This window comes from Novosphingobium sp. GW835-FHT14H07 (genome assembly GCF_058793515.1).
The window spans coordinates 36,301-62,212 of sequence record NZ_JBXAFX010000017.1; the positions used below are offsets into that span (position 1 = coordinate 36,301).

26 protein-coding genes are annotated in these 25,912 nt (G+C 63.3%); 4 read left to right on the plus strand and 22 right to left on the minus strand.

From position 1 onward, the window contains the following. Nucleotides 1-10: 10 nt before the first annotated feature. The 3 genes from AC1Q5P_RS15045 to AC1Q5P_RS15055 form a co-directional block, all read right to left on the minus strand. Entirely contained in the window at nt 11-1,669 is a 1,659-nt protein-coding gene (locus tag AC1Q5P_RS15045) for a type II and III secretion system protein family protein (RefSeq protein ID WP_407668289.1), read from the minus strand. Then, a complete protein-coding gene (gene cpaB, locus AC1Q5P_RS15050; protein ID WP_039336557.1) occupies nt 1,669-2,700 on the minus strand; it encodes a Flp pilus assembly protein CpaB in 1,032 nt (343 codons plus the stop codon). Before cpaB ends, AC1Q5P_RS15045 begins: the two co-directional genes overlap by 1 nt. A 72-nt stretch (nt 2,701-2,772) precedes the next feature. Continuing rightward, on the minus strand, nt 2,773-3,273 hold the full coding sequence (locus tag AC1Q5P_RS15055; RefSeq protein WP_193828333.1) for an A24 family peptidase: 501 nt from the start codon (nt 3,271-3,273) through the stop codon (nt 2,773-2,775). Nucleotides 3,274-3,343: 70 nt separating this feature from the next. Between AC1Q5P_RS15055 and AC1Q5P_RS15060 the strand changes: the two genes are divergently transcribed. Continuing rightward, nucleotides 3,344-4,333 (plus strand): alpha/beta hydrolase, encoded by a 990-nt coding sequence (locus tag AC1Q5P_RS15060; RefSeq protein ID WP_492519358.1) that lies wholly within the window; start codon nt 3,344-3,346, stop codon nt 4,331-4,333. Between the two features lie 32 nt (nt 4,334-4,365). Then, nucleotides 4,366-5,445 carry an NAD(P)/FAD-dependent oxidoreductase gene (locus tag AC1Q5P_RS15065; protein ID WP_193828334.1) on the plus strand — a complete coding sequence of 360 codons (1,080 nt, stop codon included), beginning with the start codon at nt 4,366-4,368 and terminating at the stop codon, nt 5,443-5,445. On the opposite strand, the gene AC1Q5P_RS15070 is transcribed toward AC1Q5P_RS15065, so the two are convergent. Both AC1Q5P_RS15070 and AC1Q5P_RS15075 read right to left on the minus strand, forming a co-directional pair. Then, the gene (locus AC1Q5P_RS15070) at nt 5,436-6,359 is read right to left on the minus strand and encodes a sugar phosphate isomerase/epimerase family protein (protein WP_427464336.1); all 924 of its coding nucleotides are present in this window, start codon (nt 6,357-6,359) and stop codon (nt 5,436-5,438) included. The two genes, AC1Q5P_RS15065 and AC1Q5P_RS15070, sit on opposite strands and share 10 nt — an antisense overlap. Before the next feature lie 18 nt (nt 6,360-6,377). Continuing rightward, nucleotides 6,378-7,328, minus strand: coding sequence for a sugar phosphate isomerase/epimerase family protein (locus AC1Q5P_RS15075; RefSeq protein WP_492519359.1), 951 nt, complete (start codon nt 7,326-7,328; stop codon nt 6,378-6,380). Nucleotides 7,329-7,677: 349 nt separating this feature from the next. Between AC1Q5P_RS15075 and AC1Q5P_RS15080 the strand changes: the two genes are divergently transcribed. After that, entirely contained in the window at nt 7,678-7,860 is a 183-nt protein-coding gene (locus AC1Q5P_RS15080) for a YegP family protein (RefSeq protein WP_039336565.1), read from the plus strand. Between the two features lie 23 nt (nt 7,861-7,883). On the opposite strand, the gene AC1Q5P_RS15085 is transcribed toward AC1Q5P_RS15080, so the two are convergent. The 10 genes from AC1Q5P_RS15085 to AC1Q5P_RS15130 form a co-directional block, all read right to left on the minus strand. Then, a complete protein-coding gene (locus AC1Q5P_RS15085) occupies nt 7,884-9,593 on the minus strand; it encodes a hypothetical protein (RefSeq protein WP_492519360.1) in 1,710 nt (569 codons plus the stop codon). Between the two features lie 3 nt (nt 9,594-9,596). After that, on the minus strand, nt 9,597-10,682 hold the full coding sequence (locus tag AC1Q5P_RS15090) for a protein-glutamate methylesterase/protein-glutamine glutaminase (protein ID WP_062343153.1): 1,086 nt from the start codon (nt 10,680-10,682) through the stop codon (nt 9,597-9,599). After that, on the minus strand, nt 10,682-11,545 hold the full coding sequence (locus AC1Q5P_RS15095) for a CheR family methyltransferase (RefSeq protein ID WP_492519361.1): 864 nt from the start codon (nt 11,543-11,545) through the stop codon (nt 10,682-10,684). The genes AC1Q5P_RS15090 and AC1Q5P_RS15095 overlap by 1 nt, the downstream gene beginning before the upstream one ends. Before the next feature lie 40 nt (nt 11,546-11,585). Then, nucleotides 11,586-13,511 (minus strand): methyl-accepting chemotaxis protein, encoded by a 1,926-nt coding sequence (locus AC1Q5P_RS15100; protein WP_492519362.1) that lies wholly within the window; start codon nt 13,509-13,511, stop codon nt 11,586-11,588. Between the two features lie 71 nt (nt 13,512-13,582). Next, nucleotides 13,583-14,071 (minus strand): chemotaxis protein CheW, encoded by a 489-nt coding sequence (locus AC1Q5P_RS15105; RefSeq protein ID WP_039336570.1) that lies wholly within the window; start codon nt 14,069-14,071, stop codon nt 13,583-13,585. Beyond that, complete coding sequence (locus AC1Q5P_RS15110) at nt 14,068-16,380, minus strand: methyl-accepting chemotaxis protein (protein WP_492519363.1); 2,313 nt, start codon at nt 16,378-16,380, stop codon at nt 14,068-14,070. The genes AC1Q5P_RS15105 and AC1Q5P_RS15110 overlap by 4 nt, the downstream gene beginning before the upstream one ends. Beyond that, nucleotides 16,377-16,901, minus strand: coding sequence for a chemotaxis protein CheW (locus tag AC1Q5P_RS15115; RefSeq protein ID WP_231735389.1), 525 nt, complete (start codon nt 16,899-16,901; stop codon nt 16,377-16,379). Before AC1Q5P_RS15115 ends, AC1Q5P_RS15110 begins: the two co-directional genes overlap by 4 nt. Continuing rightward, a complete protein-coding gene (locus AC1Q5P_RS15120; protein WP_492519364.1) occupies nt 16,873-18,933 on the minus strand; it encodes a chemotaxis protein CheA in 2,061 nt (686 codons plus the stop codon). The genes AC1Q5P_RS15115 and AC1Q5P_RS15120 overlap by 29 nt, the downstream gene beginning before the upstream one ends. Beyond that, nucleotides 18,930-19,295: a response regulator gene (locus AC1Q5P_RS15125; protein ID WP_039336573.1), complete on the minus strand. Its 366-nt coding sequence runs from the start codon at nt 19,293-19,295 to the stop codon at nt 18,930-18,932. Before AC1Q5P_RS15125 ends, AC1Q5P_RS15120 begins: the two co-directional genes overlap by 4 nt. Then, nucleotides 19,292-19,840, minus strand: a complete 549-nt coding sequence (locus tag AC1Q5P_RS15130; protein WP_492519365.1) for an STAS domain-containing protein — start codon at nt 19,838-19,840, stop codon at nt 19,292-19,294. The genes AC1Q5P_RS15125 and AC1Q5P_RS15130 overlap by 4 nt, the downstream gene beginning before the upstream one ends. 192 nt (nt 19,841-20,032) lie before the next feature. On the opposite strand from AC1Q5P_RS15130, the gene AC1Q5P_RS15135 reads away from it, so the two are divergent. After that, the gene (locus AC1Q5P_RS15135) at nt 20,033-20,524 is read left to right on the plus strand and encodes a c-type cytochrome (RefSeq protein ID WP_492519366.1); all 492 of its coding nucleotides are present in this window, start codon (nt 20,033-20,035) and stop codon (nt 20,522-20,524) included. 72 nt (nt 20,525-20,596) lie between these two features. Here the strand turns inward: AC1Q5P_RS15135 and hemA are convergent, their stop codons facing one another. The 7 genes from hemA to puhA are packed head-to-tail and all read right to left on the minus strand — an operon-like array spanning nt 20,597 to nt 25,891. Next, the gene (gene hemA, locus AC1Q5P_RS15140; protein WP_492519367.1) at nt 20,597-21,817 is read right to left on the minus strand and encodes a 5-aminolevulinate synthase; all 1,221 of its coding nucleotides are present in this window, start codon (nt 21,815-21,817) and stop codon (nt 20,597-20,599) included. Between the two features lie 35 nt (nt 21,818-21,852). Further along, complete coding sequence (gene puhE, locus AC1Q5P_RS15145; RefSeq protein ID WP_492519368.1) at nt 21,853-22,632, minus strand: putative photosynthetic complex assembly protein PuhE; 780 nt, start codon at nt 22,630-22,632, stop codon at nt 21,853-21,855. After that, on the minus strand, nt 22,626-23,714 hold the full coding sequence (gene acsF, locus AC1Q5P_RS15150) for a magnesium-protoporphyrin IX monomethyl ester (oxidative) cyclase (protein ID WP_492519369.1): 1,089 nt from the start codon (nt 23,712-23,714) through the stop codon (nt 22,626-22,628). Before acsF ends, puhE begins: the two co-directional genes overlap by 7 nt. Next, a complete protein-coding gene (locus AC1Q5P_RS15155; protein WP_427464364.1) occupies nt 23,711-24,001 on the minus strand; it encodes a hypothetical protein in 291 nt (96 codons plus the stop codon). The genes acsF and AC1Q5P_RS15155 overlap by 4 nt, the downstream gene beginning before the upstream one ends. Beyond that, complete coding sequence (puhC, locus tag AC1Q5P_RS15160; RefSeq protein ID WP_492519370.1) at nt 23,998-24,510, minus strand: photosynthetic complex assembly protein PuhC; 513 nt, start codon at nt 24,508-24,510, stop codon at nt 23,998-24,000. Before puhC ends, AC1Q5P_RS15155 begins: the two co-directional genes overlap by 4 nt. Beyond that, nucleotides 24,507-25,130, minus strand: a complete 624-nt coding sequence (gene puhB / locus AC1Q5P_RS15165; RefSeq protein WP_492519371.1) for a photosynthetic complex putative assembly protein PuhB — start codon at nt 25,128-25,130, stop codon at nt 24,507-24,509. Before puhB ends, puhC begins: the two co-directional genes overlap by 4 nt. Then, the gene (gene puhA, locus AC1Q5P_RS15170; protein WP_062343176.1) at nt 25,127-25,891 is read right to left on the minus strand and encodes a photosynthetic reaction center subunit H; all 765 of its coding nucleotides are present in this window, start codon (nt 25,889-25,891) and stop codon (nt 25,127-25,129) included. The genes puhB and puhA overlap by 4 nt, the downstream gene beginning before the upstream one ends. Nucleotides 25,892-25,912: the final 21 nt, after the last annotated feature.

Here is a 25,912-nt window from a genome sequence, read left to right on the forward strand (position 1 = left end):
TGTCCCTCGTTCACTGGATGCTGAAGCCGGGTTCGGCGCTGGCGACCTTCTTGTCGCTGCGGCGGTCGGCTGGCTGTGGTGCCTTCGCGGGCTTGTCGAGAGCGCCGACCTTGGGACCGGTCTGAACCGTGCCTTCCTTTTCGGTCGGCTTTGGCCGGTCGCCACCGGTGACCCCGTCGTTCTCCATGTTGCCAAGCAGGCGCTGGATGTCGTTCGGGCTCTGGAAGCCGTCGGTCGGCAGCTTGATGTCGTTGGCGTTTACCGGGTTCACCAGATACGGCGTGACCACGATGACCAGTTCCGTCTCGCCCTTGCGATAGCGGGTCGAGCGGAACAGCGAGCCAAGGATCGGCACGTCACCCACGCCAGGCATCTTGGTCAGCGCGTTCTGCGCGCCATTCTGCAGCAGGCCTGCGATCATAAAGGACTGACCCGACCCGAGTTCGATCGTCGTCTCGGCCCGGCGCACGGTCAGGGCCGGGATTTCGACGCTGTCGAGCTTCAGTGCGCCCGTGCTCGAAAGCTCGGAGACTTCAGGACGAACGCGGATCGAGATGCGGCCGTTGGCCAGGACCGTTGGCGTATAGGCCAGGCTGACGCCGTAGCGCTTGTACTCGATCGAGGTGGTGCCAAGCCCCTGCGAGACAGGGATCGGGTATTCGCCACCCGCCAGGAAGTCGGCAGTCTCGCCGGAAAGCGCGGTCAGGTTCGGCTCGGACAGGGTAGTGACAAGGCCCAGCGTCTCGCCGGCATCGAGCGCCCCGAGCAGATCGAGGCCGAGAAGCTTGCCCATGCCGGCAATGGTGGTGCCGGTAGTGGTGGCCGTGACCGAACTGCCGGCCTTTTCCACCAGGCCAAGCGGATTGGACTCAGTTACCTTGGTCGGATCGAAGGTAAATCCAGTGGTCGACGAAGTTCCGACACCAAACGGCAGGTTACGGTCGGTGGTGTAGGTCGATGCTGCGGAACGACCCTGTCCGATGCCGAACTTGAAGCCGCCCGTGCCATCGATGCTGGTCAGGTTCACGCCCAGGTCTCGCACCAGCGTGCGGCTGACCTCGGCGAATTTCACGTGGAGGCTGACCTGCAATGGCGTTGCCATCTTCAGGCGGCTGATCACGTTGGTCTTGTCGCCGACAAAAGCGCGCACGAGGCGCTCTGCCTCGGCCGCGTCCTCGGGCGCGCCGACCGTGCCGGTCAGCAGGACCGTGTTGTTCATCGTTGCGACGTTGACGCGAGCCTCGGGCATGGCGAGGTGCAGCATCTGATCGATCGAGTCGATGTTGTTGCCGACGCGAATGTTGGCCGACCAGACGACGTCACCCTTGGCGTTGCTGGCGTATACGGTTGTCTCGCCGCCCGACTTGCCGAACACGTAGAACTGGTTGGTCGACTTGACCTGGACGTCTGCCACCTTGTCGTCGGCGACGAACACGTCGGCCATGCGACCGGGGACGGTGACCAGCTCTCCGCGACCGATCGAGATCGTGACGGTGCGGGCGGGGCTCGTCAGGCTTTGTGCGTGGAGCATGCCGGATGCGGGCATCATCGCCAGCGGGGCAGCGATCAGCGCGGCCGTGAGGAGCTTGGAGGAAAAACGGCGGTTCATGGTGCTGCCCTTCGAGGTCGGGATCTGTCGCATGATCTTGGTGTGGAGAGCGCAGCTCATCACTTCGCTCCTATCGAGACATCTTCGGTGTCCTTGCCGCGGGTCACGCGGACCACGGGGCCGGTAGGCACCGGTCGGCCGTTTGCTGCCATCTGCGGGGCAGGGCTCGCGGCGGGAGCGGAATATCCGCCGCCTGCCGGAGCAGTTGCCACTGGCACGGTCGTGCGCTGGAAGCGCGATACATCGCCGCCGGTCACGAAGCTGGCCTTGCTGCTTTCGATAGGGCGAGCCATGGCCTGCTTGATCAGCGCCTCTTCCTGCTGCTTGGTAGCGCCGGCCGGGATCTTGACGTCGCCCGAGGCAATCGCCTGCTCAAGCTCGGCCGAGTTGTCCGCCAGAGAGCGCAGCGAGAGGCTGATCGTGCCGATCGTCTGGGCCACGGCAATCTTCTCCGCGATCTTGGGCGTGACTTCGAGCGTGACGGTGCTGAAAGTGCGCACGCGGGTCTTGCCCTCGACCATTTCCTGCTCGGTCGACTGGTCCGTTGCGAGCACGCGCAGGTTCTTGAGGATCGTTTCCGATGCCTTCAGTGCCATGCCGCTGTCGCCGCTGCCCTTGACGGTCTGGGTCAGCACCAGGTCGATATGGTCGCCCGGGAAGACGAAGCCGGCTACGCCGGTGCGGGCCGAGACAGGGATGGTGACGGCGCGCATGCCTGGCCCGAGAGCAGCTGCGAGGAAGCCACGGTCGCCGGGCGCAACGAGGTTGCCCTTGGTGACCGGCTCGCCTGCAGTCATCGGGTTGCGCACCACGGTGCCCAGCAGCTTCTGCATGTCAGCTTCGCCCTCGACGAAGTAGGCGTCCTGGACCATGTCCTTGGGCCATGCCTGGAAGTTGAGGGCGTCGGCGGTAATGATGGTGCCGACGGGCAGGGCGCGCTGGGCTACCAGCACCTTCGGGCCCATCGGCATCTTTGCCGCAGCTTCTGCCTGAGGCGTGGACGCGCCAGCGAAAAGGCTCCTTGCTGCGAAGGCCGTGCCGATCGCAACGATCAGCGCCCCCACCAGCAACATCAGCTTCCTCTTGTCCATGCTACTTGTCCCGCCCTCTTAACTCAGGCCCGCATGTCTCGGGCAAAATGGTTAAAAATTGTGATATGATGTTCATGCACCTGTAACGGAGCGCCAACCGGCCTCGAGCATCGGGGCCAGGACGATCAGTCCGGCGCTTGCGATTGCCACGCCGTAGGGAATCTTTGCATCGCGCCGGCGCGTCACGGTATAGTGCCACGCGGCGACCACGATGGTCAGCGCGCCGCCCAGCAGCGACATGATCACCAGCAGCTTGACGAAGCTCAACGGCGGCAACCAAAGTGCCAGTGCCGCCAGCAGCTTCACATCTCCGCCGCCCATCAGCTTGAGGGCAAAAAGTCCCGCCAGGACGACAAAGGCGACGAACGCCACGCCCACCTGCATCGCCACGCCCGGCCACAGTGACAGCCCTGACGCCCACCAGTAGGCCGGAGCGGCCAGTGCGATGGCAGCGTTCAACCAGTTGTCGATCTGGCGGCGGCGGATATCGGTGAAGGCGGCAACCAGCAGCGCGATTGCCAATGCCCCGACCAGTCCGTAAACGAAGATGTTCCCCTGCATGTCCTGGGGCATACGGGACAATCACTTACCAAACGGTGACCAAACCTTGGCGCGCAACTGCGCCATTGGAGGCGTTTCAGGCATGGAGTTCGGTACCAGCAGTCGGATCGATCGCAGGGCGATTCCGGCGGATGCGAACGAAGGGTTCTGGACCGCATCAGACGGCCATGTCATCCGCCGGATCGACTGGCCCGGTCATGGCGCTCCTCAGGCCCAGGACGGTCCGCGCGGTTCGATCCTGTTCTTGCCGGGGCGTGGAGATTTCTACGAGAAGTATCTGGAATCTCTCGATTACTGGCATGAGGAAGGGTGGCAGGTAACCGCGCTCGACTGGCGCGGGCAGGCAGGTTCAGGACGGCTCTCTGCCCATCCTGCAATCGGGCACGTCGAAGATTTCTCGATCTGGATCGAGGACCTCTCCGCATTCTGGTCGCAATGGGTCGTCCAGACGCCTGGCCCCCATGTCGTCATCGGCCATTCGATGGGTGGTCACCTCGTGCTACGTGCTCTTGCGGAAGGGCGCATTAACCCTGTTGCCGTGGTCCTGAGCGCTCCGATGCTGGGCTTTCTGACGCCGGGACCGAATCGGGCGTTGCACAAGGTGGCCGAGGCGATGTGCCGATTCGGCGATCCTGCCCGCCCCGCCTGGAAGATCAGCGAGAAGCCCGGGACAACCGCCGCAGCCCGGAACACACTGCTGACGCATGATGCCGAACGGTACGAGGACGAGGCGCAATGGAAGCTGCAGCGCTCCTTTCTCGGAATGGGCCCCGGCTCCTGGCGGTGGGTCGAGCGTGCCTATGCCTCGATGCTGGTGCTGGATGCTCCCGGGATTCTGGAAGCGGTCGACGTGCCGGTGCTTCTGCTTGCCGCGCGTCACGATGGTCTGGTCAGCTGGAAGGCGATCGAGCGTGCCGCCCGCCGCCTGCCACGTGCGCAACTGATGACCTGGGGACGGGAAGCCCGTCACGAATTGCTGCGAGAGGCTGACCCGGTGAGAGACAAGGTCATGGCTGCGATTGACGATTTCCTAGACCGCATGGCGCCCGTCGCGGAGGCCCCCATCGCGTGACCAGCTTTGCCGGAGACTTTGATGTCGCCATCATGGGCGCGGGCATGGCAGGTGCCAGTCTCGCCGCCGAATGCGCGCCCCACGCCCGCGTGCTGCTGGTCGAGGCCGAGGACACCCCCGGCTACCACACCACCGGACGCTCTGCCGCGTTCTGGGAAGAAACCTATGGCGGACCCGGTGTCTTCCCGCTGACGATGGCTTCGGGCCGTTACTTGCGGGAAGGCGGGTTCCTGTCCCAGCGTGGCGCGCTGAACATCGGGCAGGCGTCGGACCGCGACAAGGTTGAGGCCTTCATCGAGAAGTTCGCTGCCCTGGGTGCCACCCTGCATCTGCAGGACCGGTCGGCGCTCGAATCCCGCGTGCCCGGCCTGAAGCCCGAATGGGTTGTCGGCGCGTGGGAGCCCGGCTGCGCTGACATCGACGTTGCCGGCTTGCACCAGCACTACCTTGCAACGTCGAAGCGGACCGGCACAGTCATGCGCGTGCGGGCCCGCGTCGAGCGGCTGGAGCGGGAAGGCGGACAGTGGCGGCTGGCCTGGGCCGGGGGCGAGGCACGCGCTCCTATCATCGCCAATGCTGCCGGAGCATGGGCGGACTCGCTTGCCAGCCTTGCCGGTGCCTGCCCGCTTGGCATCCAGCCGTTGCGCCGCACGATTGTCCAGTTGCGCACCGATCCTGCCCCGGCAGATTCCCTGCCGCTGACGCTGGGCATCAACGAGGACTTCTATTTCAAGCCTCAGGCCGGGCGTCTGTGGCTTTCACCGCACGATGAGATCCCCGATGTCGCTGGCGATGCCGCGCCCGAGGAACTGGACGTTGCCATTGCCATCGACCGCTTTCAGCACGTGGTGGACTGGAACATTGCCGCCCTCGAGCGCCGCTGGGCAGGCCTTCGATCCTTCTCGCCGGATCGCCTGCCGGTCTACGGCTTCGATCCGGTTGTGGAGGGCTTGTTCTGGTTCGCCGGGCAAGGCGGCTTCGGCATACAGACGGCACCTGCCGCGGCGCGGCTGGGCGCTCAGCTACTGCTCGGCTTGCCCCGCGACGAGCTGACCGTGGAAATCGACGCCGACGCATATGCGCCGGCGCGATTCCTGCCTGATCAATCGTAGATCGGGCGCAGTTCGTTATCGAGGTAGTAGCGGGTCATCGCCATCGAGGCGAGGAGGTCGGGCGAGCCGTCGTACTCGATCGACATCCAGCCCTTGAACCCGTGTTGCTTGAGCGCGTGGTAAAGTCCCTTGAGATCGAGCGTGCCCATCCCCGGTTCCCAGAACCAGCGCGTGCCGTCGTCTGTGATTTCCGGGTCCTGTGAATAGCGCAGGCTGTCGGGCTGGTTGGACGAGGCGGTGTCCTTGAGGTGGAACGTGCTGATGCGGTCGTGATAGTCGTTGTAGAAGGTCACCAGATCCTCGCCCATGATCGAAATCTGGGCGGTGTCGATGCAGTAGTGGACCAGCGCGGGATCGGTGGATTCGATCAGTTCGCGATGGTTTGGCAGGTTGATCGCGCAGAAGAACTCGTTGTGCAGGCCGATCTTGACGCCCTTGTCGGTGGCATAGCGGCCGATCTCGTTCATCACCTTGGCACACTGCTGCACTTCCTCGCGGGTGAGGGGGCCGCAGCCGAAGTAGTTCTGGGTCGGGCAGGTGTTCATGTAGGTGCCGCCGAAGCGCACGATGGTGTCCACCGCTTCGCGGCCTGACTGCACGGCTTCATCAAAGTGGCCGACATCGTGCGAGGCGTGGGCACCATGGAACATGCCGATAACCTCGACGCCGCGGTCCTTGGCAAAGGCGGTGAAGTTTTCGGGCGAGCCGAACAGCGGCAGGATGTCTGCCATGTCCCACGGCGCGATCTCGATGCCGTTGAAGCCCAGCGCCGACTGATATTTCAGGATGTTGTCCCAGTCGGAATAGTAGGCGCTGTTGGTCTTGTCCTCGTAGTAGAAGTCGCGGAAGTTATCGATCTGCTTGAAAGGGATCGACTTCCAGTGGCTCATGTTGGCGTATTGGATATTGGGCATTTCGGATAACTCCGGAAATCAAAGCTGGTTGAGCATGGCGCGCGTGCGCAGCAGTGCGCGGAACGGATCACGCGTCTGGCGGGCGCTGCAGGTCACGGGGCCTGAATAGCCCAGCTTGTCGAGCGTGCTGGCAATCGCGGCGAAATCGACCGAGCCGGTGCCGGGATCGCGGAAGACCTGCGTGGCCTGGGGCTGCGGGTGTTCGGGGTTCGGCGTCTTCCATGTGTCGTTGCTGTCAACGAAGCTGGTGTCGGTCAGGTGGACACAGCCGATGCGGGCGATGTTGGTGGTGATGAACTGCACCGGGTCGATCCCGCCGACGGTGAGGTTGGCGGTGTCAGCGTCAAGGCCGACGCTTTCGGGCAAGCGCGCAAGCAGCGCGAGCACCCGTTCACCGCCGAACAGGCTCCAGTATTCATTGCGCAGCACCAGCTTTACGCCCAGTTCCTCGGCCTTGCTGGCAAGGCCGGTCAGCAGTTCGACCGTGCGATCGGTGAACATGGCGATCTGGGCGTCGATATCGGGGTGATACTGCCTGATGCGCCCGTAGTAGGGCGAGGGGCTTATGGCGAAATAGTCCGCGCCAAGATCGGCCGCATGGGCGAGGGCCTCGCCGGCGAAATGGCCGGATGCGCCGAAGAAGAAGTGGATGTTGTCGTTGCGCATGAACAGGTTGGGATCGAAGGTCACGCCTGTGACGCGTGTGATCCCGCTTGCGGCCAGCACTTCGCGGTACTGCGCCGCGCTGCTGTACTTGGTGTTGATGCAATAGCGGTTCATCGGCACGCCGCTGCGCCCGCCGAACTGCCAAACCGGCTCATAGGGAATTTCGATGGCAGAAAACCCTGCCGTGGCGATCAGGGGGTAAAGCTCCTCCCAGAAATACTTGCTTTCGAACCGGTTGCGGTTCGGCTCCTGGTAGTGGCGATTGATAAGGTCGAGGCTTATCGCGGTATCTTTGGGGTTCATGGTCAACCTTCTGGCGTTCCTGCCCCGGCAAAGGGGCAATTGCGTTCGTGCATGTTGGGGGCATGGTCGCGTGCCGCGCAGGCGCAGTGAACCACGCCTGCAGATGCGCTGGCGGCATGGCTATTGGCAGGTGATGAGTTTACCGCCGCAGACACAGGATCCATTCCCATTCCACGGCCCCGACGCGCACTGGCGCTCGTTTGCCTGGCGGGTCAGACGCCCGCTACTTTGTGCTGGCGGACATCCGCCATTTGCAGGCAAAAATCAACCCCGCGCGCGTAATTTGCCTGCTGTGCTGCGCCTTTTCCGTGATATCTGCGGACCTGGGCTAACGACAGGGAGAGTCATTATGGCGCACCGTTTCGAGATCCGCAGAAACAAGGCAGGCGAGTTTGTCGCCTACTTCTGCCACAACAGCGAAACCATCTTCTGGACCGAAGGCTACGCTAGCAAGGCCGGCGCCCGGAATGCCATTGAATCGATCCTCAAGAACGGTCCCGAGGCGGCAGTGGTGGATACGACCACCGATTGAGAGCTGGGGATGATTGGCCGGTTTCAGAACAGGCCATCGTCCTCGTCGTCATCAGGGGCCAACGTCACATCCAGCGCGATGGCGATCCCATTCAGGCCAGGAACAAGCGCCTGGTTGTGGATGAGGCGCTCGTCTGCCATCGTGTAGCTTCGCGCCAGATCGTCGAGCATAGTCTGCAATAGAACCGCCTTGTCACCGTCGACCGGCTGGCAATCCGAACCGGCGCCTTGCAGGACGGACGACAGGTTTCGCATGGGCGCTTCCAGCATCCCTGCTTCCTCCAGTGCATCGATTGCCAGTGCCAGGCTTGATCCCAACTGGTCTGACTCGGCTTCAACCACGGCCATCGCCTGTCGGCCTCTTTCGTTGCAATCGCCAATCGTGGTGAGGAAGCGGGCGAGGAGTTCCCCCGATGCACCACCGTTCTCGTGCGACTGGCTCTGCAGGCGGTGGCAGGGCGCCGACAGGTTCGTTTGCGTTCGCTGGATGGCATCGGCGATTGCATCAAGGCGCTCGGAGTATGTCCTGATCTCGTTGGCGATGACCATCACCGGTCGTCCGATGGATTGCGCAGTGCGGCAGCTCAGACCGATATTGATCGCCATGTGCTGCACATCCAGCCGAAGCCGGGTGATGGCTTCTGCCCGTTCCGTAACTTCATCGACCGTCTGCAGGATCAGGTCGAGTGTCGCCATGCCCTCGCTGTTCGCGCGGTCCAGCTGGCGCAGCATCAGGTGCGCCTCGGCAACACTTGCCTCGATGCGCTCCAGCATGTCACCGTCGCCCTCGCTGGCCTGGTCGTCGTCAAGACCCTGGAGATTTCTGCACTGGCTTTGCAGTCGCGAAAGAGAAGCCGCGAGTTCGGCCCTGTCGCGCCCATAGTCGGAGACTGCCGCTTCGAACAATGCAGCGAGAACGCGAAGCAACGGTGCGCCAGCAGAGCCGGCCATGCTGCCGTCCTGGCGTCGCGTTTCAAGCGTGCGCAGGCTCGCCAGCACGTGCTCGAGTCGCTGGCGCACGCTGTCGCCGATCTGCATTGCCTGGATGGCGGCGTGGAGCTCGGTCTGAATCGCCAGAGCAAGGCCGGCAATGGTCTTGGCCAGGTTGCCAAGACGCATTTGGTGCTGCTGCAGGTTGCCCGCTTCGCGCATCAGCGCATCGGGTACCTGCGGGAAGACCTTCGCACATTCGCGATCGAGCAGCCTGTCGTTCTCGCCCATCTCGCGAAGACTTTCGAGAAGCCCTCCGAGCATATGGTCGAGGCCGCGCAGTTCCCGGTCACCCTGATCGAGCTTGCCGCGCATGGCATCTGCAAATTCCATGAACTGCGGATGGCCCGATGCGGTGATCTTCACGTTCATGCCGTAAATGTCGAGGACCTGCAGGCAGCGCATGACCTCGCCAGCGCTGGTCCGCAAAGACCGGGCGGCCTCGTGCATGGTCGCGATCTCGTGAGACCTGCCCTGAACCAGACTGCGCACGTTGCGCAGGGATTCGGCGGCCATCCGCAATCCATTGACCGCTTCGACGCCGACGCCGCCATCGAACATGCCGGTCACTTCGGTCAGGGCCGAGGTGATCGTCTGGATGCGCGTAACCGACTGGCACAGGTGCGTGCTGGCCATGTCGAAGCTTTCGTCCAGACGCTTGAGCAGCGAGACCAGATCCTCGATCAGCGCTGCGTGACCGATGTCCTTGGCGGGAGTGGGGACGACAAGTTTGAGAGCCGCCATCGCTCAGCGCGCCGTGGCCCGGAGGATTTCCCCGGCAATGCTATCGAGTCCCAGCACCCGGTCAGCCGCACCGCGCGCGATTGCTTCCTTCGGCATTCCGAACACGACCGAGCTTGCCTCGTCCTGTGCGAAAGTGCGTGCACCCGCCTCCTTCATCTCGAGCAGTCCGCGCGCTCCGTCATCGCCCATGCCGGTCATGATCACGCCCACCGCATTCGAACCGGCGCACCGCGCGGCTGATCGGAACAGCACATCCACCGATGGCTTGTGCCGCGAAACGAGCGGTCCATCGCGGACCGAGACGAGATAGCGCGCGCCCTGTCGCTCCAGCAGCGTATGCTTGCCTCCGGGCGCGATGAGCACATGCCCTCGCATCACGGTGTCGCCCTGCTCGGCCTCTTTCACTGAAACTTCGCACAGGGAATCGAGACGGCTGGCGAACGCGCGCGTGAAGCGCTCAGGCATGTGCTGGACCACGACGATGCCCGGTGAGTTCGCGGGCAGGGCTTCCAGGACCTCGCGCAGGGCTTCGGTTCCGCCTGTCGACGCGCCGATGCAGACCACCATTTCGGTGGTGCGGCTCATCGCGCGGCCGCTGGGCGGTGGCAGCACGGCATCTGCTGTCAGCTTCTGCTCCGGCCTCATGCGCGGCGGCACGGGCTTGCGCGCCGTAACGCGGGCCCGGGCAGCGCCCTTCACGACCTCGCAAATGGTTGCGCGGGCTTCACTGAGGTGGTCGGCCACGCCAAGCCGGGGCTTCAGGATCACATCGACGGCCCCGGCCTCGAGAGCCTGGAGCAGCGTTTCCGAACCCTGCTCTGTCAAGGACGAGCACATGACCACGGGCACCGGGCACTGGCTCATCAGCTTGCGCAGGAAGGTGATGCCGTCCATCCTCGGCATTTCGACATCCAGGGTGATCACGTCCGGCACTTCGGTCTGGATGATGCGTGCTGCCGCAAATGGATCGGCGGCAGTGCCGATGACTTCCAGTTCGGGGTCTTCCTCCAGGATCGCCTTCATGGTCTGGCGGACGCTTGCACTGTCGTCGACCACCAGAACGCGGGTACGTGCGGGACGCTTGTTCATCATGGCCTCCGAAATACCGTGCCGGCAACCTGAGTGAGGTCATGCTTGAAGCCGGTGATCGACTCCGAGTGGCCGAGGAAGAGATAGCCCCCGGGCAAAAGCTGCTCGCACAGACGTTGCACGACCTGCTCCTGCGTCTGCTTGTCGAAATAGATCAGGACGTTCCGGCAGAAGATGAGATGCACCGGCTGATCGAGTGCATAGGAATCATCGATCAGGTTCAGCCTGCCGAACCCCACGCGACGCCGAATTTCGGGAGCAATGCGGATCTCTTGCCGTTGCGGGTCCTTGGATTCGAGAATGTAGCGTCGGCGCAGTGGGGCCGGGACGGGCTCAACCTGTTCGCGAGGGTAGATCCCCTTCATCGCCGTTGCCAGAACCTCGGTATCGATGTCTGTGGCGATAAGCCGATAGTCGATGCCGCGGTTTTTCGACGTGAAGTCATCCAGCAGCATGGCGATCGTGTAAGGTTCGGCGCCCGTCGAACATGCCGCACTCCAGCAGCGGATCTGGCGACACCCTTCCTCTGCATACAGAGGAAGGACCGTGCCCGTGAGGTAATCAAAGTGCCCGGGCTCGCGAAAGAAATCGGTCTTGTTGGTGGTGACCGCGTTGATCAGGTGCTCGAGTTCGTCAGGATCGACTTGCCCGCCGATAACCAGGTCGCAATACGCGCCCACCGTATCGACGCCGAGCGCCCGGGCGCGCCGCCGCAGCCGCCCCTCCAGCATGGTCTTCTTGCTGGACTTGATGTTGATGCCGGTTTCAAGCTGGATCAGTTCGGCGAGCGCCTTGAACTGCCTTGCGGAAATGCAATCGCTATCCGGTGCCAGACCAAAGGAGAGGGGGCTGAGATCGTTCAAGTGCGCACCATTTTCTTGAGGATTCTACGGGGGTCTTCAATCAGGCCGCCCGGCCGAAGTCGCTGTCCTCATGGTCTGCCCCACCACTGGTCAGGTCGAGCGCGAAGCCGTTGAGCCGCTCCTTCTGGTGGGCGACCGAGTTCGGCTTGACGGGCCGAGCCTTGGTGGGAGCCTGAGGCGCCGACTTTGGCTTCGGCTTGGCGCTGCGCTGCGTGCGCGGTGCCGCTGGCGAGAACGTGCGCTGCTCTTCCAGCTGGAAGAATGCGGTCGTTTGCTGCAGTTCCTCGGCCCGCGTCGCAAGAGAGTCCGACGTCGAGGAAATCTGTTCCGAAGCGCTGGCGTTCTGCTGAGTCACCTTGTCGAGCTGCTGGATCGCCTCGTTGATCTGCGAAGCTCCGATGTCCTGTTCGCGGCATGCGGCGCTGATTTCCGACACGAGTTCTGCCGTGCGGCGGATGTCCGGCACCAGCTTGCTCAGCATTTCGCCGGCTTCGCTCGCCGCCTTTACCGTCTCGGCCGAGACCGAAACGATTTCCGCTGCAGCACTTTGGCTGCGCTCGGCCAGCTTGCGCACTTCCGACGCAACAACGGCAAAGCCCTTGCCATGCTCTCCTGCGCGCGCTGCTTCGACCGCGGCATTCAGTGCCAGGAGATCGGTCTGCCGCGCGATTTCCTGCACGATGCCGATCTTGTCCGCGATCGTGCGCATGGCAATGACGGCCTTGTCGACTGCCGTTCCCGAAAGCTCTGCATCCTTTGAGGACTGGCGCGCGATCTTCTCGGTCTGCGCCGCATTGTCGGCGTTCTGTTTGATGTTCGCGGCCATCTGCTCCATCGAGGCCGAAGCCTCTTCTGCCGACGCGGCCTGTTCGGTCGCACCCTGCGATAGCTGCTGCGAGCTGGTTGCCATCTGTGAACTGCCTTCGGCCACCTCGTTGGCGGCAAGGCTCACGTTGCTGGCAAAGGCACGCAGGTTGTCGACCAGCACGTTGATCGAATCCCGCATCTTCTGGTGATCGCCCTGGCAATCGATCTCGACCCGCTCACCAAGATCGCCGGCGCTGAGCTTGCTCAGCACGCGATTGCCTTCTTCGATCGGCAGGATCGTCGCATCGAGCATACCGTTGATGCCACTGATCAGGCTGGCAAAATCCCCCACGAAGCGACGATCGTCGCCACGCTCGCCGAGGCGACCGGCCGTGGCAGCGCCGATCAGCATCTGGATCTCCGAGGTTATCGCGCGCAGGTTCTGGCGCAGGTTCTCGATGGTGTCGTTGATGAAGGCCTTCTTGCCCGGCAACTGTTCCATCGGGGCGTTGAAATCACCTTCGCCGAAGGCCTTGATGCATGCCATGGCCTTCTTTTTCACGGCAATGTGGCTGGCGACCATGTCGTTGATGCCGCGTGCCACGACACCGAAATCCCCGGGAAACCTGGCATGATCGATGACCACGTCGATATCGCCGCGCTCATGCTCGCTCGCCATGTGGTTCATCTCGGCGATCAATCCGGTCAGACTGCGACGCAACGTCTCGATGGTGTCGTTGATGAAGGCCTTCTTGCCCGGCAGCGGATCGAGCCTGGCGTCGAAGTTGCCGAGGCTGAACTCGTGGACGATGCTCATCGCAAGCTTCTTTACCGCGATGTGCGCGTTTACCAGATGGTTGATGTCAGCGGCCATCTCAGCGATTTCCAGCGGAAGATTGTCCGAGGCGATGACCACGTCGATATCGCCCCGCTCATGCTCCGCCGTCATGTGCTTTATCGCGCTGCCAAGCTCGCGGACCGGAGCCTGCGACTGGTCGAGCAGGCCATTGATCGCGTCGATCAAAGCGCTGGTGCGGGCATTGCAGCCTGAAGCGTGCAGGCGAGCGCCCAGATCGCCGTTCGAGATGGCGGCCTCTACGCGGGCAATCTCTTGCTGAACCTGGGCAGAAGACACTGCCGTGAATGGATTGATGACCATTGTTGTTCCCGTCCTTCTTGTTCCGTTCACCTTGATCGCGGCAGCGCGTTCCGTTCGCTGTCGCGGGTGTTTCAGGCGTTGACCAATTGACCTTCGCTGCCGATCCCGATGGCATCTTCGGTCGTGAAAATCCGGGCCGCGTCGACGATGACCACGAAGCCCGTGTCCCGGCGCACCACGCCGGTTATGTATTCGGAGTTCCAGCTGATCCCGATATCCGGGGCAGGTTCTATGTCCGCCTTCTCGAAACTCGTGACGCTCAACACCCGGTCGATGACAACGCCCAGCGTAAGCAGGCGGTCGGTCAACCGCACATCGAGGATCAGGATGCGCGTGGCCAGCGTGGGGTCGGCAGACGGCAGGCCGAGACGCCGGCGGAAGTCGACCGTGGGCACGCCTTGGCCGCGAAGATCCGTCAGGCCGATGAAATGCGCAGGCCCATTCGGCAGGTAGGAGGGTGGCGCATAATCGAGGATTTCGCGCACTAGAGCGACGGGTATGGCAAAAACCTCGTTGCCCAGGCCGAATTCCACGACCTGAAGTTCACCCGCGCTGCTCATGCTGCGCGTCCGAAGTCTGCATCGTCGGCGTCGGCGCCACCGTCGGTAAGGTTGAGGGCAAAGCCGGCCAGTCGCTCCTTCTGTTCGGCTACGCTGTTGCGCTTTACCGGCTTGGTGGCCACGCGCGGCGTCACGCCGGTCTTGCGCGGCGGACTTGCCTGGCGGCGGCTTTGCGTACTTTGACGCGGCTCGGCATAGCTATTGCCGGTCCGGAAGAAGGAAATGGCGCTCTGCAATTCCTCGGCCTGCGATGCAAGTTCCTCGGACGTGGACGAAATCTGGTCCGACGCGCTGGCATTGATCTGCGTGACCTTGTCGAGCTGCTGGATGGCTTCGTTGATCTGCGACGCGCCGATGTCCTGCTCGCGGCAGGCTGCGCTGATCTCCGTCACGAGTTCGGCTGTGCGGCGAATGTCCGGAACCAGTCGCGCCAGCATTTCGCCCGCGTCGGTCGCCACCTTGACCGTCTCTGACGAAACCGAGACGATTTCGGCTGCCGCGCTCTGGCTGCGCTCGGCCAGCTTGCGCACTTCCGAGGCGACAACTGCAAAGCCCTTGCCGTGTTCGCCTGCGCGCGCGGCCTCGACCGCAGCGTTCAGGGCAAGCAGGTCGGTCTGCCGCGCGATTTCCTGGACGATGCTGATCTTCTCGGCGATCGTGCGCATGGCGTTGACTGCCTTCTCGACTGCCTGGCCCGAAACTTCAGCGTCCTTGGAAGATTGGCGGGCGATCTTCTCTGTCTGCGCCGCGTTGTCGGCGTTCTGTTTGATGTTCGCCGCCATCTGCTCCATCGACGCAGACGCTTCCTCGGCCGAGGCGGCTTGCTCGGTCGCGCCCTGGGAGACCTGCTCGGAGCTTGCTGCCAGCTGGCGGCTCCCGGCCGAGACGTTGTCAACCGCAGCCGAGGTCGTGCCGACGACAGTCCGCAGCTTGTCGATCATCGTGATCAGCGCGCTGCCGAGTTGGTCCTCATCCGACAGCGCCCGGTACTCGACCGTGAGATCGCCATCGGCGATGCGGTCGGCCACGTTGGCGGTTTTTTTCAGGTTTGATACCAGCGAATTGATGGCATCACGCATCCGCTGATGATCGCCGTGGCATTCGATATCGACGGTTTCCTGCAGGTTGCCGACGCTGATCAGCCGCAGAACGCGGTTGCCTTCCTCGATGGGCAGGATGATGGCATCGAGCATGCCGTTGATGCCGCTCACGAGGCGGGCGAAGTCACCGACAAAGCGCGAGGCAATGCCTCGCTCCGACAGGCGCCCTTCGGTCGCTGCCACGATCAGCCGCTGGATCTCTGCGGTGATCTCGCGCAGGTTCGTGCGCAAGGTTTCGATCGTGTCGTTGATGAAGGCTTTCTTGCCCGGGAACTGCTCGAGCGGGGCGTCGAAATTGCCCTCGCCGAACGCCTTCACGCAGGCCATGGCCTTCTTCTTCACCGCGATGTGGCCCGCGACCATTTCGTTGATGCCGCGCGCAACCAGTCCGAAATCGCCCTCGAACCTGGCATCGTCGATGGCCACGTCGATATCGCCGCGGTCGTGTTCGGCGGCCATGTGCTTCATCTCGGCGATCAGGCCCGTCAGATTGCCGCGCAGGGTTTCGATCGTGTCGTTGATGAAGGCCTTCTTGCCCGGGAACTGTTCGAGCGGTGCCTTGAAGTTGCCTTCGCCGAACTCCTTGACGCAGGCCATGGCCTTTTTCTTCACCGCGATGTGCCCGGCAACCATGTCGTTGATGCCGCGTGCAACGATACCGAAATCGCCCGGGAACTTCGCATGATCGATGACCACGTCGATATCGCCGCGATCATGCTCGCCCGACATGTGGTTCATCTCCGAGATCAGCCCGGCAAGATTGCCGCGCAAGGTCTCGATCGTATCGTTGATGAAGGCCTTCTTGCCGGGCAGCTGTTCCATCGGCGCGTCGAAATTGCCCTGGCTGAATTCGCGCACGCAGGCCATCGCCTGTTTCTTGACGTTGATGTGTGCTGCAACGAGCTCGTTGATTTGTGTCGCCATGATGCCAAGCTTGCCGGGCAGGGCATTGGCGTCGATCACGACATCGATATCGCCGGCTGCATGTTCGTCGGTCATCCGGGCGATCTGCGTGGACAGGTCCTGAACCGGATTGGTGACGGCATCCAGCAGCCGATTGAACGCCGCCATGACGGCGCGCGTCGGGGCATTTCCGGTGGTTTCATCAAGCCGAAGCAGAAGATTACCCGTAGCAAGCGCCTGCTCGACCCGGCTTACCTCATCGAGAACCTGCTGTTCGGAAACTCTCGAAAAAACATTGCGCATCATGCGGCCTCCGCGAGGGACGTGAAGATTGTGGGCAAATCGGGAATGACGATGACCGACCCCGGCTGGCGCACCAGTTCGCGCGCGAATTCGCGCTTCCAGCGCATGCCCAGCACGGGCGGCTCGCTGCTGTGCGCCTTGTCGAGGATTGTCACTTCGTGGACCTTGTCCGAGCGCAGCCCGATCTGGAGCGGCTCTCCGTCGATCTCGGTCTCGATCACGACGATGCGGTGATCGGCACTGGCCTCCTCGCCGGGATTGCGCGGCATGCCGAAGGCCACGCGCAGATCGGCGATCGGGATGATCTTGCCGCGAAAGTTGACGACACTGGCCACCAGATCCGGTGCGCCCGGAACGGGCGTTTCGGGCAGCAGGTCGAGTATCTCGCGGATGCTGACGGCCTCGATCGCCAGGCATTCATCGCCTACGTCGAATGTCAGCACTTCCAGTTGGCCGTTGTCATCCCATGGCGTTGTGCTGGTCGTGGTCATGGCGTCACCCTGCGGCACGGAGCCGCTCCTCATGGCTCTGGCCCAGCGCAACGAGCTGGACGACATCGAGAATGAGCGCGACCCCACCATCACCGAGGATGGTCGCGCCAGAGAAACTCGGGATCGAACGGTGCAGGCTTGACATGGATTTGATCACGGTCTGGTGGCTGCCGATGATCTGATCGACGACAAGTCCGACCCGCTCGCCTCCGGTTGCGATCACCACGATCTTCTGGAAGGGGTCGGGCCGGGTGCCCGTCGCGAAAAGCTCGCGCAGGCGCAGGAAGGGCACCAGGCGTTCGCGCAACTGGATCATGCTCCTCCCGCGCGAACGGATGTCTTCCTCCAGGCTCAGCTCCAGGCACTCTTCGACCGCCGCCAGCGGGATTACGTAGTTGTTATCCCCGACCCTCACGAGCAGCCCGTCGATGATCGCCAAAGTCAGCGGAATGCGCAGGGTTATGACCGAGCCCTTGCCGGGTTCGCTGGTCATGTCGATGTGTCCCCGCAGGCCTTCGATCGTGCGCTTGACCACGTCCATGCCGACGCCACGGCCTGACAGATTGGTGATCTGGGCGGCGGTGGAAAAGCCGGGCTGGAAGATCAGCTGCAGCAGCTCGCTGTCGCTCAGCACCTGGCCTGGCTGGATCAGGCCATTGGCCTCGGCCTTGGCGCGGACCCGCTCGCGGCTGATGCCGCGGCCATCGTCCTCGATGGTGATGAGCACTTCGCCACCGGCTTGCTGGGCCGAAAGCCGGATGCGACCGGTCGCGGCCTTGCCCGCCGCAAGCCGTTCTTCCTCGGTCTCAAGTCCATGATCGCAAGCGTTACGGATCAGGTGGACAATCGGATCGGCGAGCCTTTCGGAGACGGTCTTGTCGATCTCGGTGCTTTCGCCATCGGTTACAAGCTCGATCGACTTGCCGGTCTCGCGGGCCAGGTCGTGGACCAGACGGCGGAACCGTCCGAACAACGCGGCAATCGGCACCATGCGCAAGACCATCATCGTATCGCGCAGTTCGTTGGCGAGTCGTTCGACTTCCTCCGAGATCGAGCGCAGCGCGAGTTCGCCCGCAGGGCCGGAAATGCCATTGCCCGCAAGCTGGGCGAGGCGGCTCTGCACGATCACGAGTTCGCCCACCCGATCCATCAGCAGATCGAGGCGTTCAGCCGGGACGCGCACACTTTCGCTGGGGCCGCGCGCGGCTTTCGCGCTGGCAGGTTCTGCGCTGGCGACTTCCGCGATGACTAGCGCCGCATGCTCCGACGGAGCGGGCGAGACTGCCACAGCAGCAGTGTCTGGCGGACCGCCTTCAGCCAAGGCAGCGGCTTCGTCATCCGCGATCGGCGTGATGGACAGTTCCATGTCGTCAAGCACGAACAGGAAGACATCTTCGATGACATCGCGCGTCGCGCTGGCGGGCAGGTTCAACGACCAGCCCATCAGGCACTGCGTGGGATCGAGCTCGTCAAGTGGAGGAACAGCGTCAAAATCCGCGACCAAATCGGTGGCGCCCAGTTCCCGCAACTCGTCGAGCAGAAGGAGCGGGTTTGTTCCGGTGGCAAGTGCATTGGCGGGCAGGCGGAAGTTCAGGTGCCATCCCTGACCTGGCCCGGCGGTGATCGTGGTGGCCGTTGTCGTGTCGTGACCGGCATCTTCGCCGCAGTCCACGGCTGCAGGGGCGCCTGCTCCGTCCAGCAGGGCCTGAAGCCTCGCAAGCAGATCGGCGCTTTCACTGTCCACGCCATCGCTGTTCGGCTGGTCGATTAGGGTGCGCATGTGGTCCATGGCAGAAAGCGTCAGCGCAACCAGCTCTGCCGAAGCGCGGGCCTGCCCCTTGCGCACCTTGTCGAAGGCTGTTTCGCAGTGATGGGTAAATGCGGCCAGAGCATCGAAGCCGAACATCGCGCCCGAGCCCTTGAGCGTGTGCATCCCGCGAAAGACGGTGTCGATGAGCTCCCGGCTGGTCAGGTCGTGGCTGAGATCGAGCAAGGCCTGCTCGGTCGCTTCGAGTAGCTCCCCGGCTTCGATCCGGAAGGCTTCGATCGGGTCCTGCCCGGTCATTGCCCCAGCACCTTGCGGGTTACCTTCAGCAGATTTTCGGCAACGAACGGCTTGACCAGCCAGCCGGTCGCGCCTGCGGCCTTGGCTTGCTGCTTCATGCCCTCATCAGATTCCGTCGTGAGGAATATGATCGGCGTACCGGCCTGAAGCGGCAGCTTGCGGATTTCCCGGATCATCTCCAGACCATTCATGTTCGGCATGTTGAGATCGGTGATGATCATGTCGAACTTCGATGACCTGGCCTGTTCGAGCCCTTCCTTGCCATCGGCTGCCTCCGCGACCTGATGTCCGGCTCCCGACAGCGCAATCCGGATTGCCATCCGGACGCTCATGGAATCATCGACGGTGAGTATCGTGGTCATTGCTCGGTGGCTCCGGTCGCACAGAGATTGTCACAGATCGCAGAGATCGGCCCGGCAAGGCCCGCGCGCTCGATCAGGCCGGCAACGGCAGGATCGGCAGCGGGCACGATCGAGATGCTCTTGCTTTCCCGCTGGGCAAACTTGCGCGCCGCCGCGAGGATCTGAAGGAAGGTGAGGTCGGCTTCGACCACGCTCGAGCAATCGATCTCGATCGAGGAATGGATCTTCAGCTCGTCGAGGATCGCCTCGCGGATGTCCGGGGCGGTGCTCAGGTTTGCAATAGTGCCAATCGGGATAGTCATGTTCCCTCCGCCCGTTCCGGCCGACGACATGACTGATGGCTTGCGATCTGCTCTTTTTACGTTTTCCGCGATATAGTTGTTGTTACTAGGCAGAAGCTTCCGTTCAGGTAGCCATTGCCGCAGAAACTTCGTTAACCACGTGTGGTCATGATCGGTTCGCGACGGCACTTCTAAAATGCGGTTCAGTCGCTTGTCGGCCCCCGCCATGACATGGCTGCCGTCGCGTTCCAAAGCCTGCAGCACAGCTGGTTGTGAGCGTTCGGACGGGCAAAAAAGTTTTCACGAAAACACTTGAGAACAGACTTTGATCCGGCCCGAAATACCGTGTTGCGGAGCGCTGCGATGAGTGTTTTACTTTGCCGCCGTGTGGTCCAATCATGCTGCTACACGGAATAAGGGTGGATGCATATGAGGCAAGTTTTTCAATACCTTGCGTTGTCAACTGCGACCCTGCTCCTCGCATCTTGCGGCGGTGGCGGCAGCTCTGACAAGACCGCAGCCGACTCAGCGGCAAAGCCTGCTGAAACAACCACTGCTGCGGCCCCTGCAGCAGCAACCAGCGCCGCTGCGCCGACAGCAGATTCGACAGACACGCTCGATGGCGCGACGCTCGCTTCGCTGACCGGCGATGCCGCGCATGGCAAGACCGTTTTTGCCCAGTGCCAGGCCTGTCACTCGCTCGAAGCGGGCAAGAACATGATCGGTCCGTCGCTCGCCGGTGTCGTAGGGCGCAAGGCGGGTTCAGAGGCGGGCTACAGCTATTCGGCCGCCAACAAGAACAGCGGCATCACCTGGTCTGCGGAAAAGCTGTTCCAGTATCTGGAAAAGCCCGCGCGCGTCGTGCCGGGTACCAAGATGTCATTCGCCGGCCTGTCCAAGGCGCAGGACCGTGCCGACGTCATTGCCTATCTCAAGGCTCCGAACTGACCTCGGTCCCTTCGGGTCGCAAGAAGGGGTGCGGACCATCATGGTCCGCACCCCTTTAACGTAGCAGCAGTATCAGGCGGCAGCCGAACGCCGCGCCAATTCGCACTGCGACCAGATGTCGCTCAGCGCATGGATCAGCTTGTCCACGTCACCGTCGCTGTGCACCGGCGAGGGTGTGATGCGAAGGCGCTCGGTCCCGCGCGGCACGGTAGGGTAGTTGATCGGCTGGACGTAGATGCCGTGGTTGTCCATCAGCCAGTCGCTGATGCGCTTGCACTTGTGCGGGTCGCCCACCATCACCGGAATGATGTGGCTGGGGTTGGGCAGGTGCGGAATCCCGATCGCGTCGAGGCGGCGGCGGACGGTCGCCACACGCTCCTTGTGCCGGGCCCGCTCCATCTCGCTCGTCTTCAGATGACGGATGCTGGCAGCGGCACCGGCGGCAAGGGCAGGGGGCAGCGCAGTCGTGAAGATGAACCCGCTGGCGAAAGTGCGGATGAAGTCGCACAGCGCTTCTGACGCCGCGATATATCCGCCCATCACGCCGAACGCCTTGCCCAGCGTCCCCTCGATCACGGTGATCCGGTCCATCAGGCCTTCGCGCTCTGCGACACCACCGCCGCGCGGGCCATAGAGCCCCACCGCGTGAACTTCGTCGATGTAACTCATCGCGCCGTGCTTCTCGCAGACGTCGAGGATCTCGGCGATCGGACCGATGTCGCCGTCCATCGAATAGACGCTTTCGAACGCGACCAGCTTGGGCACATCCGGCCCGTATTCCGAAAGCAGCTCATCGAGATGCGCCACATCGTTATGGCGCCACACCCGGCAAGTGGCGCGCGAATGGCGGATGCCTTCGATCATCGAGGCATGGTTGAGCGTGTCCGAAAACACCACGCAGCCGGGGATCTTCGCCGCCAGCGTGCCAAGACCCGCCCAGTTCGAGACATAACCCGAGGTGAAGAGCAGCGCCGCTTCCTTCCCGTGGAGGTCGGCCAGTTCCTGTTCCAGCAGCACGTGATGGTGGTTCGTGCCCGAGATGTTCCGCGTACCGCCAGCGCCCGCGCCGCATTCGTCGAGCGTGTTGTGCATGGCTTCAAGAACTGCGGGGTGCTGCCCCATGCCAAGGTAGTCGTTCGAGCACCACACTGTGACCTGCTCGGTCCGGTCATCGACATAGCGCGTGGCGTGCGGGAAATTGCCGCACTTGCGCTCGATCTCCGTAAAGATCCGATAGCGCCCTTCACCCCGGACCGCGTCCAGTTCCCCCTTGAAGTAGCCCTCGTAGTCCATGGTCGTCGGTCCTCTTCGTGAATTCTTCTTTGCGGTCAGTTGGCAGGGCGGCGGCTGGGCAAGGCCCAACCCCACAGCGCCCCGTCGCGGATCGGCAGGGCCAGAAACAGGTGTTCGAGTGCGCCAAGGGCGGCCAGCGCGAAGAGCAGGCTTGCGCCCGATGCACTGGCGCTGCCCTCAGGCGCATTGATCGCGATCAAACCGAGCCACACCGCAAGAGCGGAAGTTGCTGCAATCGCGAGAAAAAGTTCCGCTCCCAAGCGCCGCGGCCCGAAATAGGTCTTGAGGTAGGCGAGGTGCGGCGGAAAGATCTCGGTGCTCATGTTCGGCACGCCGAAGAAGATCACCAGTTTGGTCGAAAGCCGCATCGCCAGCAGCAGCGTGAACGTCATCGCGCCGATCTGGTTTGCCGCGTTCCAGCTCAATGAGATCAACCCGATGGCGCTCAGCGCCAGCGCGATCTCGTGCCAGGCCACCGCACTCACGGCGTGGAAGAACCGCTCCAGCCCGCGCGCTTCGGCGGGGCAAGCCTCGCGCCTCGGACCGGTCACCGCTCCCGTCAGGAAGCTGATCTCGTGCCACGACCAGAGCAGGATCGCTCCGGCAAACGCGGCATAGACCCCGATCAGCGTCGGCTTGTTCATCGACCAGGCCACCACTGCCAGCCCGCCGACGCCCGCGATTCCCGCCAGCTTCAGGCTGCGCGGGAAAGTGCGGCGCTCGCGGTTGTCCGCCCAAGCGATCAGGCCGGTCGCAAGGAACCAGACCACGATCGTGGCGATCACCGGCAGGACGTGGCCGGTCCAGCTTACCACGCGGGCTGCATCCGTACCGTGGCAGGCAGTTCGTTGCGGCGAGGGCGCAACAGGTACATCCGCGCGAAGTTCGTGCCGGCCCCCAAAGCACCCGAAGCCCGCATCAGCACGCCGGAAAGCCCGCCGCGCTTCTTGCCCTCTTCGATCTTCTGGCTCGCCACCAGCAGCCGCTTCATCGCCCGGCGGAAGCGAGGATCATCTGTGTCGAGTTCGACCGGGAACACCTGACGGCTGATTGCGGTGCAGATCTCGAACACGCGGTAGTCATAGGTCTCGGGATCGAGGCCCAGCGCCTTGTGGAACACCGGCCGCGCATGATCGCGCACGTACATCGTCGAATAGACCGCGAGCAGGAAGAACCGAACCCACAGCTTGTTCATGCCCGTCAGCAGCTTCGGGTCGGCGCGCAGCAGCAGGGCAAAGGCCTCGCCATGACGGAACTCGTCGTTGCACCAGCTCTCGAACCAGTTGAAGATCGGATGGAAGCGCAGTTCGGGGTGCGCGGCCAGCTGGCGATAGATTGCGATGTAGCGCGCATACCCGATCTTCTCGGACAGGTAGACTGAGTAGAAGATGAACTTTGGCTTGAAATAATGGTATTTCTTGGCCTTCGTCAGGAAGCCGAGGTCGATGCCGATGCCGGCATCCTTCAGCGATTCATTGATGAATCCGGCATGGCGGCTTTCATCGCGCGCCAGCAGCTTGAACAGCAGCTTCATGTCGGGATTCCTGGTCCGCCGCGCCATTTCGGCATAGAGGATGCAGCCCGAAAACTCCGAGGTCAGCGAGCTCACCAGAAAGTCGAGGAACTCCGCCCGCAGCTCCGGTTCCAGCCCCTCGATCACCCCGGCAAAGCTTTCCTGGCGCTTGAAGTGCTTCTTGTTGGGATCGCTCACCATCTCGGCCATCAGCTCGTCCCATTCCTGGCGCACCAGCGAGACGTCGATGGAATCGAGCGCGGCAAAGTCGGTGGTGTAGAAGCGCGGGCTCAGCACGGTTTCATGCTGCACCATCTTGTGCACGTCGGGCTTGGGCGCGCGCTCCGGCGCTGCCACGGGACGTTCGAGTGTGATCGCGTTCATCTCAGGCTCCCAGGATTGAAGCTGACCTCGTAAAGCTCGGTCAGGCCAAGGTAGGCGACAAGCCGCATCCACCCCCGCAGCAGGGGGCCTGCGCGGACGACGGTAGCCGTCCGCTCGAACACGGCACTTTCGCCGAAGGCCACGCGGATCGGTTCGCCATGAACGCGAACCTTGTCGCCGGGCTCGACAGACAGATTGCCCGCCAGCTCGACATGCGCGTGGAAATGCGCCTCGCTCTGCTCCACCGCTATGCGGCAGGGCACTTCGAAGGCGCGGGCGCGGATCATGCCTGATTGCCCTTTGCTTTGACCCCACTGAGGAATTTGGCAAAGGCGGCCCGGTTGGTCGCGCCGAACGAGCCAAGCTCGATCGAACGCCCCGTCGCCGGGTCGCGCAGCGAGAGCGATCCGTTCTCCCACTGCGTCAGTTCGAAGGGTGCCGCTGGGCCGATCCCCTTCATCTTCCTTTCGCGAGCCATGCCGCGCATCACGCCGCGCACGAACCCGCCGCCATCGTTCTCGCCGATCATCGCGGCGAGTGTCGACCCTGTATCGGCATCCTTGACCACGACGGCTCCATCCGCCCGGTCCTCGAATGCCAGATGCCGCACCTCCAGCGCCGCCACGTTATCCCGCGCGCGTGCCACGGCCGGCACCGCCTCCCGCTCGAGCACGCCGACGCGCACCAGCGCGGTCAGCGCCAGCGTTGTCGCCACCAGCGCCCCTGCCAGGATCAGCGCCGGGCGGGGGACGGTGTTCTCGTGGTCATGGACCAAGCTGCCATGGTGGGAGCTCATGCCGCCGCTCCCTGCAGGCCATGGTCACGCACCGGCACAGCTTTGGACCGCAACGCTGCTGCTTCGTTCGGCACCACTGCCGAGCAGGCCTTGGCGAGAACCTTGGCGACGGCTGCCGCGTCGGGGAGGGCGCGCAACATCGGGCTGGGCTGGCCAAGCCGCCACGGCCGCGCGTGCGGCCACAGCATGGCGAAGCCAAGCCGGTGCCGTCCGGTCAGTGTCAGCGCAATGTCACCATGCCCGCCGCCCTGCGGCCGTAGATCCGCCGAGCCGATCATCGCCAGCGGCAGGTTCACGCACTTGTTGAGCGCCACGCCGATGCGCAGCACCACGCGGCGGTTGGTGATCGTGTAGACCGTCGTCTTCGCCACGGCGATCGCGAACACTGCCAGCAAGCCTTGCGTGATTGCCCCGCCGACCACGGCCGCGCCCGCGCCAAACAGCTTGCCGTTGGCGAGGCCGAAAAGGGCCAGCACTGCGAAATAGCCGCTGACCCAGCGGGAGTGCAGAGCGCTGCGGGCAAAGGTTCGCCAATCGGGCGAGCCCTGCCACAGGATGCTCTCGCCGGCGGGCAGATCGCCCGGCAGCCCGCGGATCGGCTCGTGGTCGTACTCGCTCATATCAGCGGTTCCAGCCGGTTTTCGTTGGCATAGAGGTAGCCGGTGCCGAAGTACGCCACCGTGCGCTCTTCCTCATACCGGGTGATCTCGCCCGGATTGGCGGGGAAGGGGGCCCCGGCAAAGTCGGCAGCGTTGATAGCGTCGATGATCACCGCGTTCTTCTTCACCACTGCCATCGGCATCGGAGCGAGGACTGTCTTGCCGCCCGTATCCACCGCCAGATAGCGCACCATGTGCTCGGCCCGGTCGACCCACATGTCGGTGACGACGCCAGCCTTGAGGCCATCTGCGCCATAGACGGGAAGCCCGCGCGGATCGGTGCTGGCCGTGGCAACGCTGATTTCCGGCACCAGGCCCATCGGCACGATGCGCGGATTGCCGTGGGCATCGATATCGGCCCACTTGGCACGGTCGGCATAGGAGCCGGGGCCGACGCCCGCGGCAAACACGTCACCCACCGGGCTCAGCGGTGCGCCACCGAAGTTCTCGCGACGCTTGGCGTTCACTTCGAACGGATCGCGCTCGCCGGTGGGCACGGATTTCGTGCCCTTGCCGAATGGCAGGATGAAGGTCTTGGGCGCGGCGGCCGAAAGCGGCCCGCCTTCGCTGAGCAGGCGCCCGGTCAGCGCATCCTCCAGCGGATAGCCCTCGCGTCGGTCCTCGCGGCGGAGCCAGAAGACAAGAGCGATGAAGAACCCGATGAAGGTTATCATCGCGATCTGAGCGGCATCGATCGTGCCGACGATATTGCCGTAGTTCATGTGCGTGTCCTCTTCGCGTTC

Coding starts and splice junctions, on each gene's coding strand:
- cpaB (WP_039336557.1), bottom strand. CDS start 2,700: ATGGACAAGAGGAAGCTGATGTTGCTGGTGGGGGCGCTGATCGTTGCG.
- AC1Q5P_RS15120 (WP_492519364.1), bottom strand. CDS start 18,933: ATGACCGGGCAGGACCCGATCGAAGCCTTCCGGATCGAAGCCGGGGAG.
- acsF (WP_492519369.1), bottom strand. CDS start 23,714: ATGAACGCGATCACACTCGAACGTCCCGTGGCAGCGCCGGAGCGCGCG.
- AC1Q5P_RS15085 (WP_492519360.1), bottom strand. CDS start 9,593: ATGGCGGCTCTCAAACTTGTCGTCCCCACTCCCGCCAAGGACATCGGT.
- AC1Q5P_RS15105 (WP_039336570.1), bottom strand. CDS start 14,071: ATGAGCAGCGCGGGTGAACTTCAGGTCGTGGAATTCGGCCTGGGCAAC.
- AC1Q5P_RS15080 (WP_039336565.1), top strand. CDS start 7,678: ATGGCGCACCGTTTCGAGATCCGCAGAAACAAGGCAGGCGAGTTTGTC.
- AC1Q5P_RS15075 (WP_492519359.1), bottom strand. CDS start 7,328: ATGAACCCCAAAGATACCGCGATAAGCCTCGACCTTATCAATCGCCAC.
- AC1Q5P_RS15090 (WP_062343153.1), bottom strand. CDS start 10,682: ATGAACAAGCGTCCCGCACGTACCCGCGTTCTGGTGGTCGACGACAGT.
- AC1Q5P_RS15155 (WP_427464364.1), bottom strand. CDS start 24,001: ATGATCCGCGCCCGCGCCTTCGAAGTGCCCTGCCGCATAGCGGTGGAG.
- AC1Q5P_RS15070 (WP_427464336.1), bottom strand. CDS start 6,359: ATGCCCAATATCCAATACGCCAACATGAGCCACTGGAAGTCGATCCCT.
- AC1Q5P_RS15060 (WP_492519358.1), top strand. CDS start 3,344: ATGGAGTTCGGTACCAGCAGTCGGATCGATCGCAGGGCGATTCCGGCG.
- AC1Q5P_RS15115 (WP_231735389.1), bottom strand. CDS start 16,901: ATGAGGAGCGGCTCCGTGCCGCAGGGTGACGCCATGACCACGACCAGC.
- AC1Q5P_RS15125 (WP_039336573.1), bottom strand. CDS start 19,295: ATGACCACGATACTCACCGTCGATGATTCCATGAGCGTCCGGATGGCA.
- AC1Q5P_RS15100 (WP_492519362.1), bottom strand. CDS start 13,511: ATGGTCATCAATCCATTCACGGCAGTGTCTTCTGCCCAGGTTCAGCAA.
- AC1Q5P_RS15045 (WP_407668289.1), bottom strand. CDS start 1,669: ATGAGCTGCGCTCTCCACACCAAGATCATGCGACAGATCCCGACCTCG.
- AC1Q5P_RS15055 (WP_193828333.1), bottom strand. CDS start 3,273: ATGCCCCAGGACATGCAGGGGAACATCTTCGTTTACGGACTGGTCGGG.
- puhA (WP_062343176.1), bottom strand. CDS start 25,891: ATGAACTACGGCAATATCGTCGGCACGATCGATGCCGCTCAGATCGCG.
- hemA (WP_492519367.1), bottom strand. CDS start 21,817: ATGGACTACGAGGGCTACTTCAAGGGGGAACTGGACGCGGTCCGGGGT.
- puhB (WP_492519371.1), bottom strand. CDS start 25,130: ATGAGCGAGTACGACCACGAGCCGATCCGCGGGCTGCCGGGCGATCTG.
- AC1Q5P_RS15110 (WP_492519363.1), bottom strand. CDS start 16,380: ATGATGCGCAATGTTTTTTCGAGAGTTTCCGAACAGCAGGTTCTCGAT.
- AC1Q5P_RS15065 (WP_193828334.1), top strand. CDS start 4,366: ATGGGCGCGGGCATGGCAGGTGCCAGTCTCGCCGCCGAATGCGCGCCC.
- puhC (WP_492519370.1), bottom strand. CDS start 24,510: ATGAGCTCCCACCATGGCAGCTTGGTCCATGACCACGAGAACACCGTC.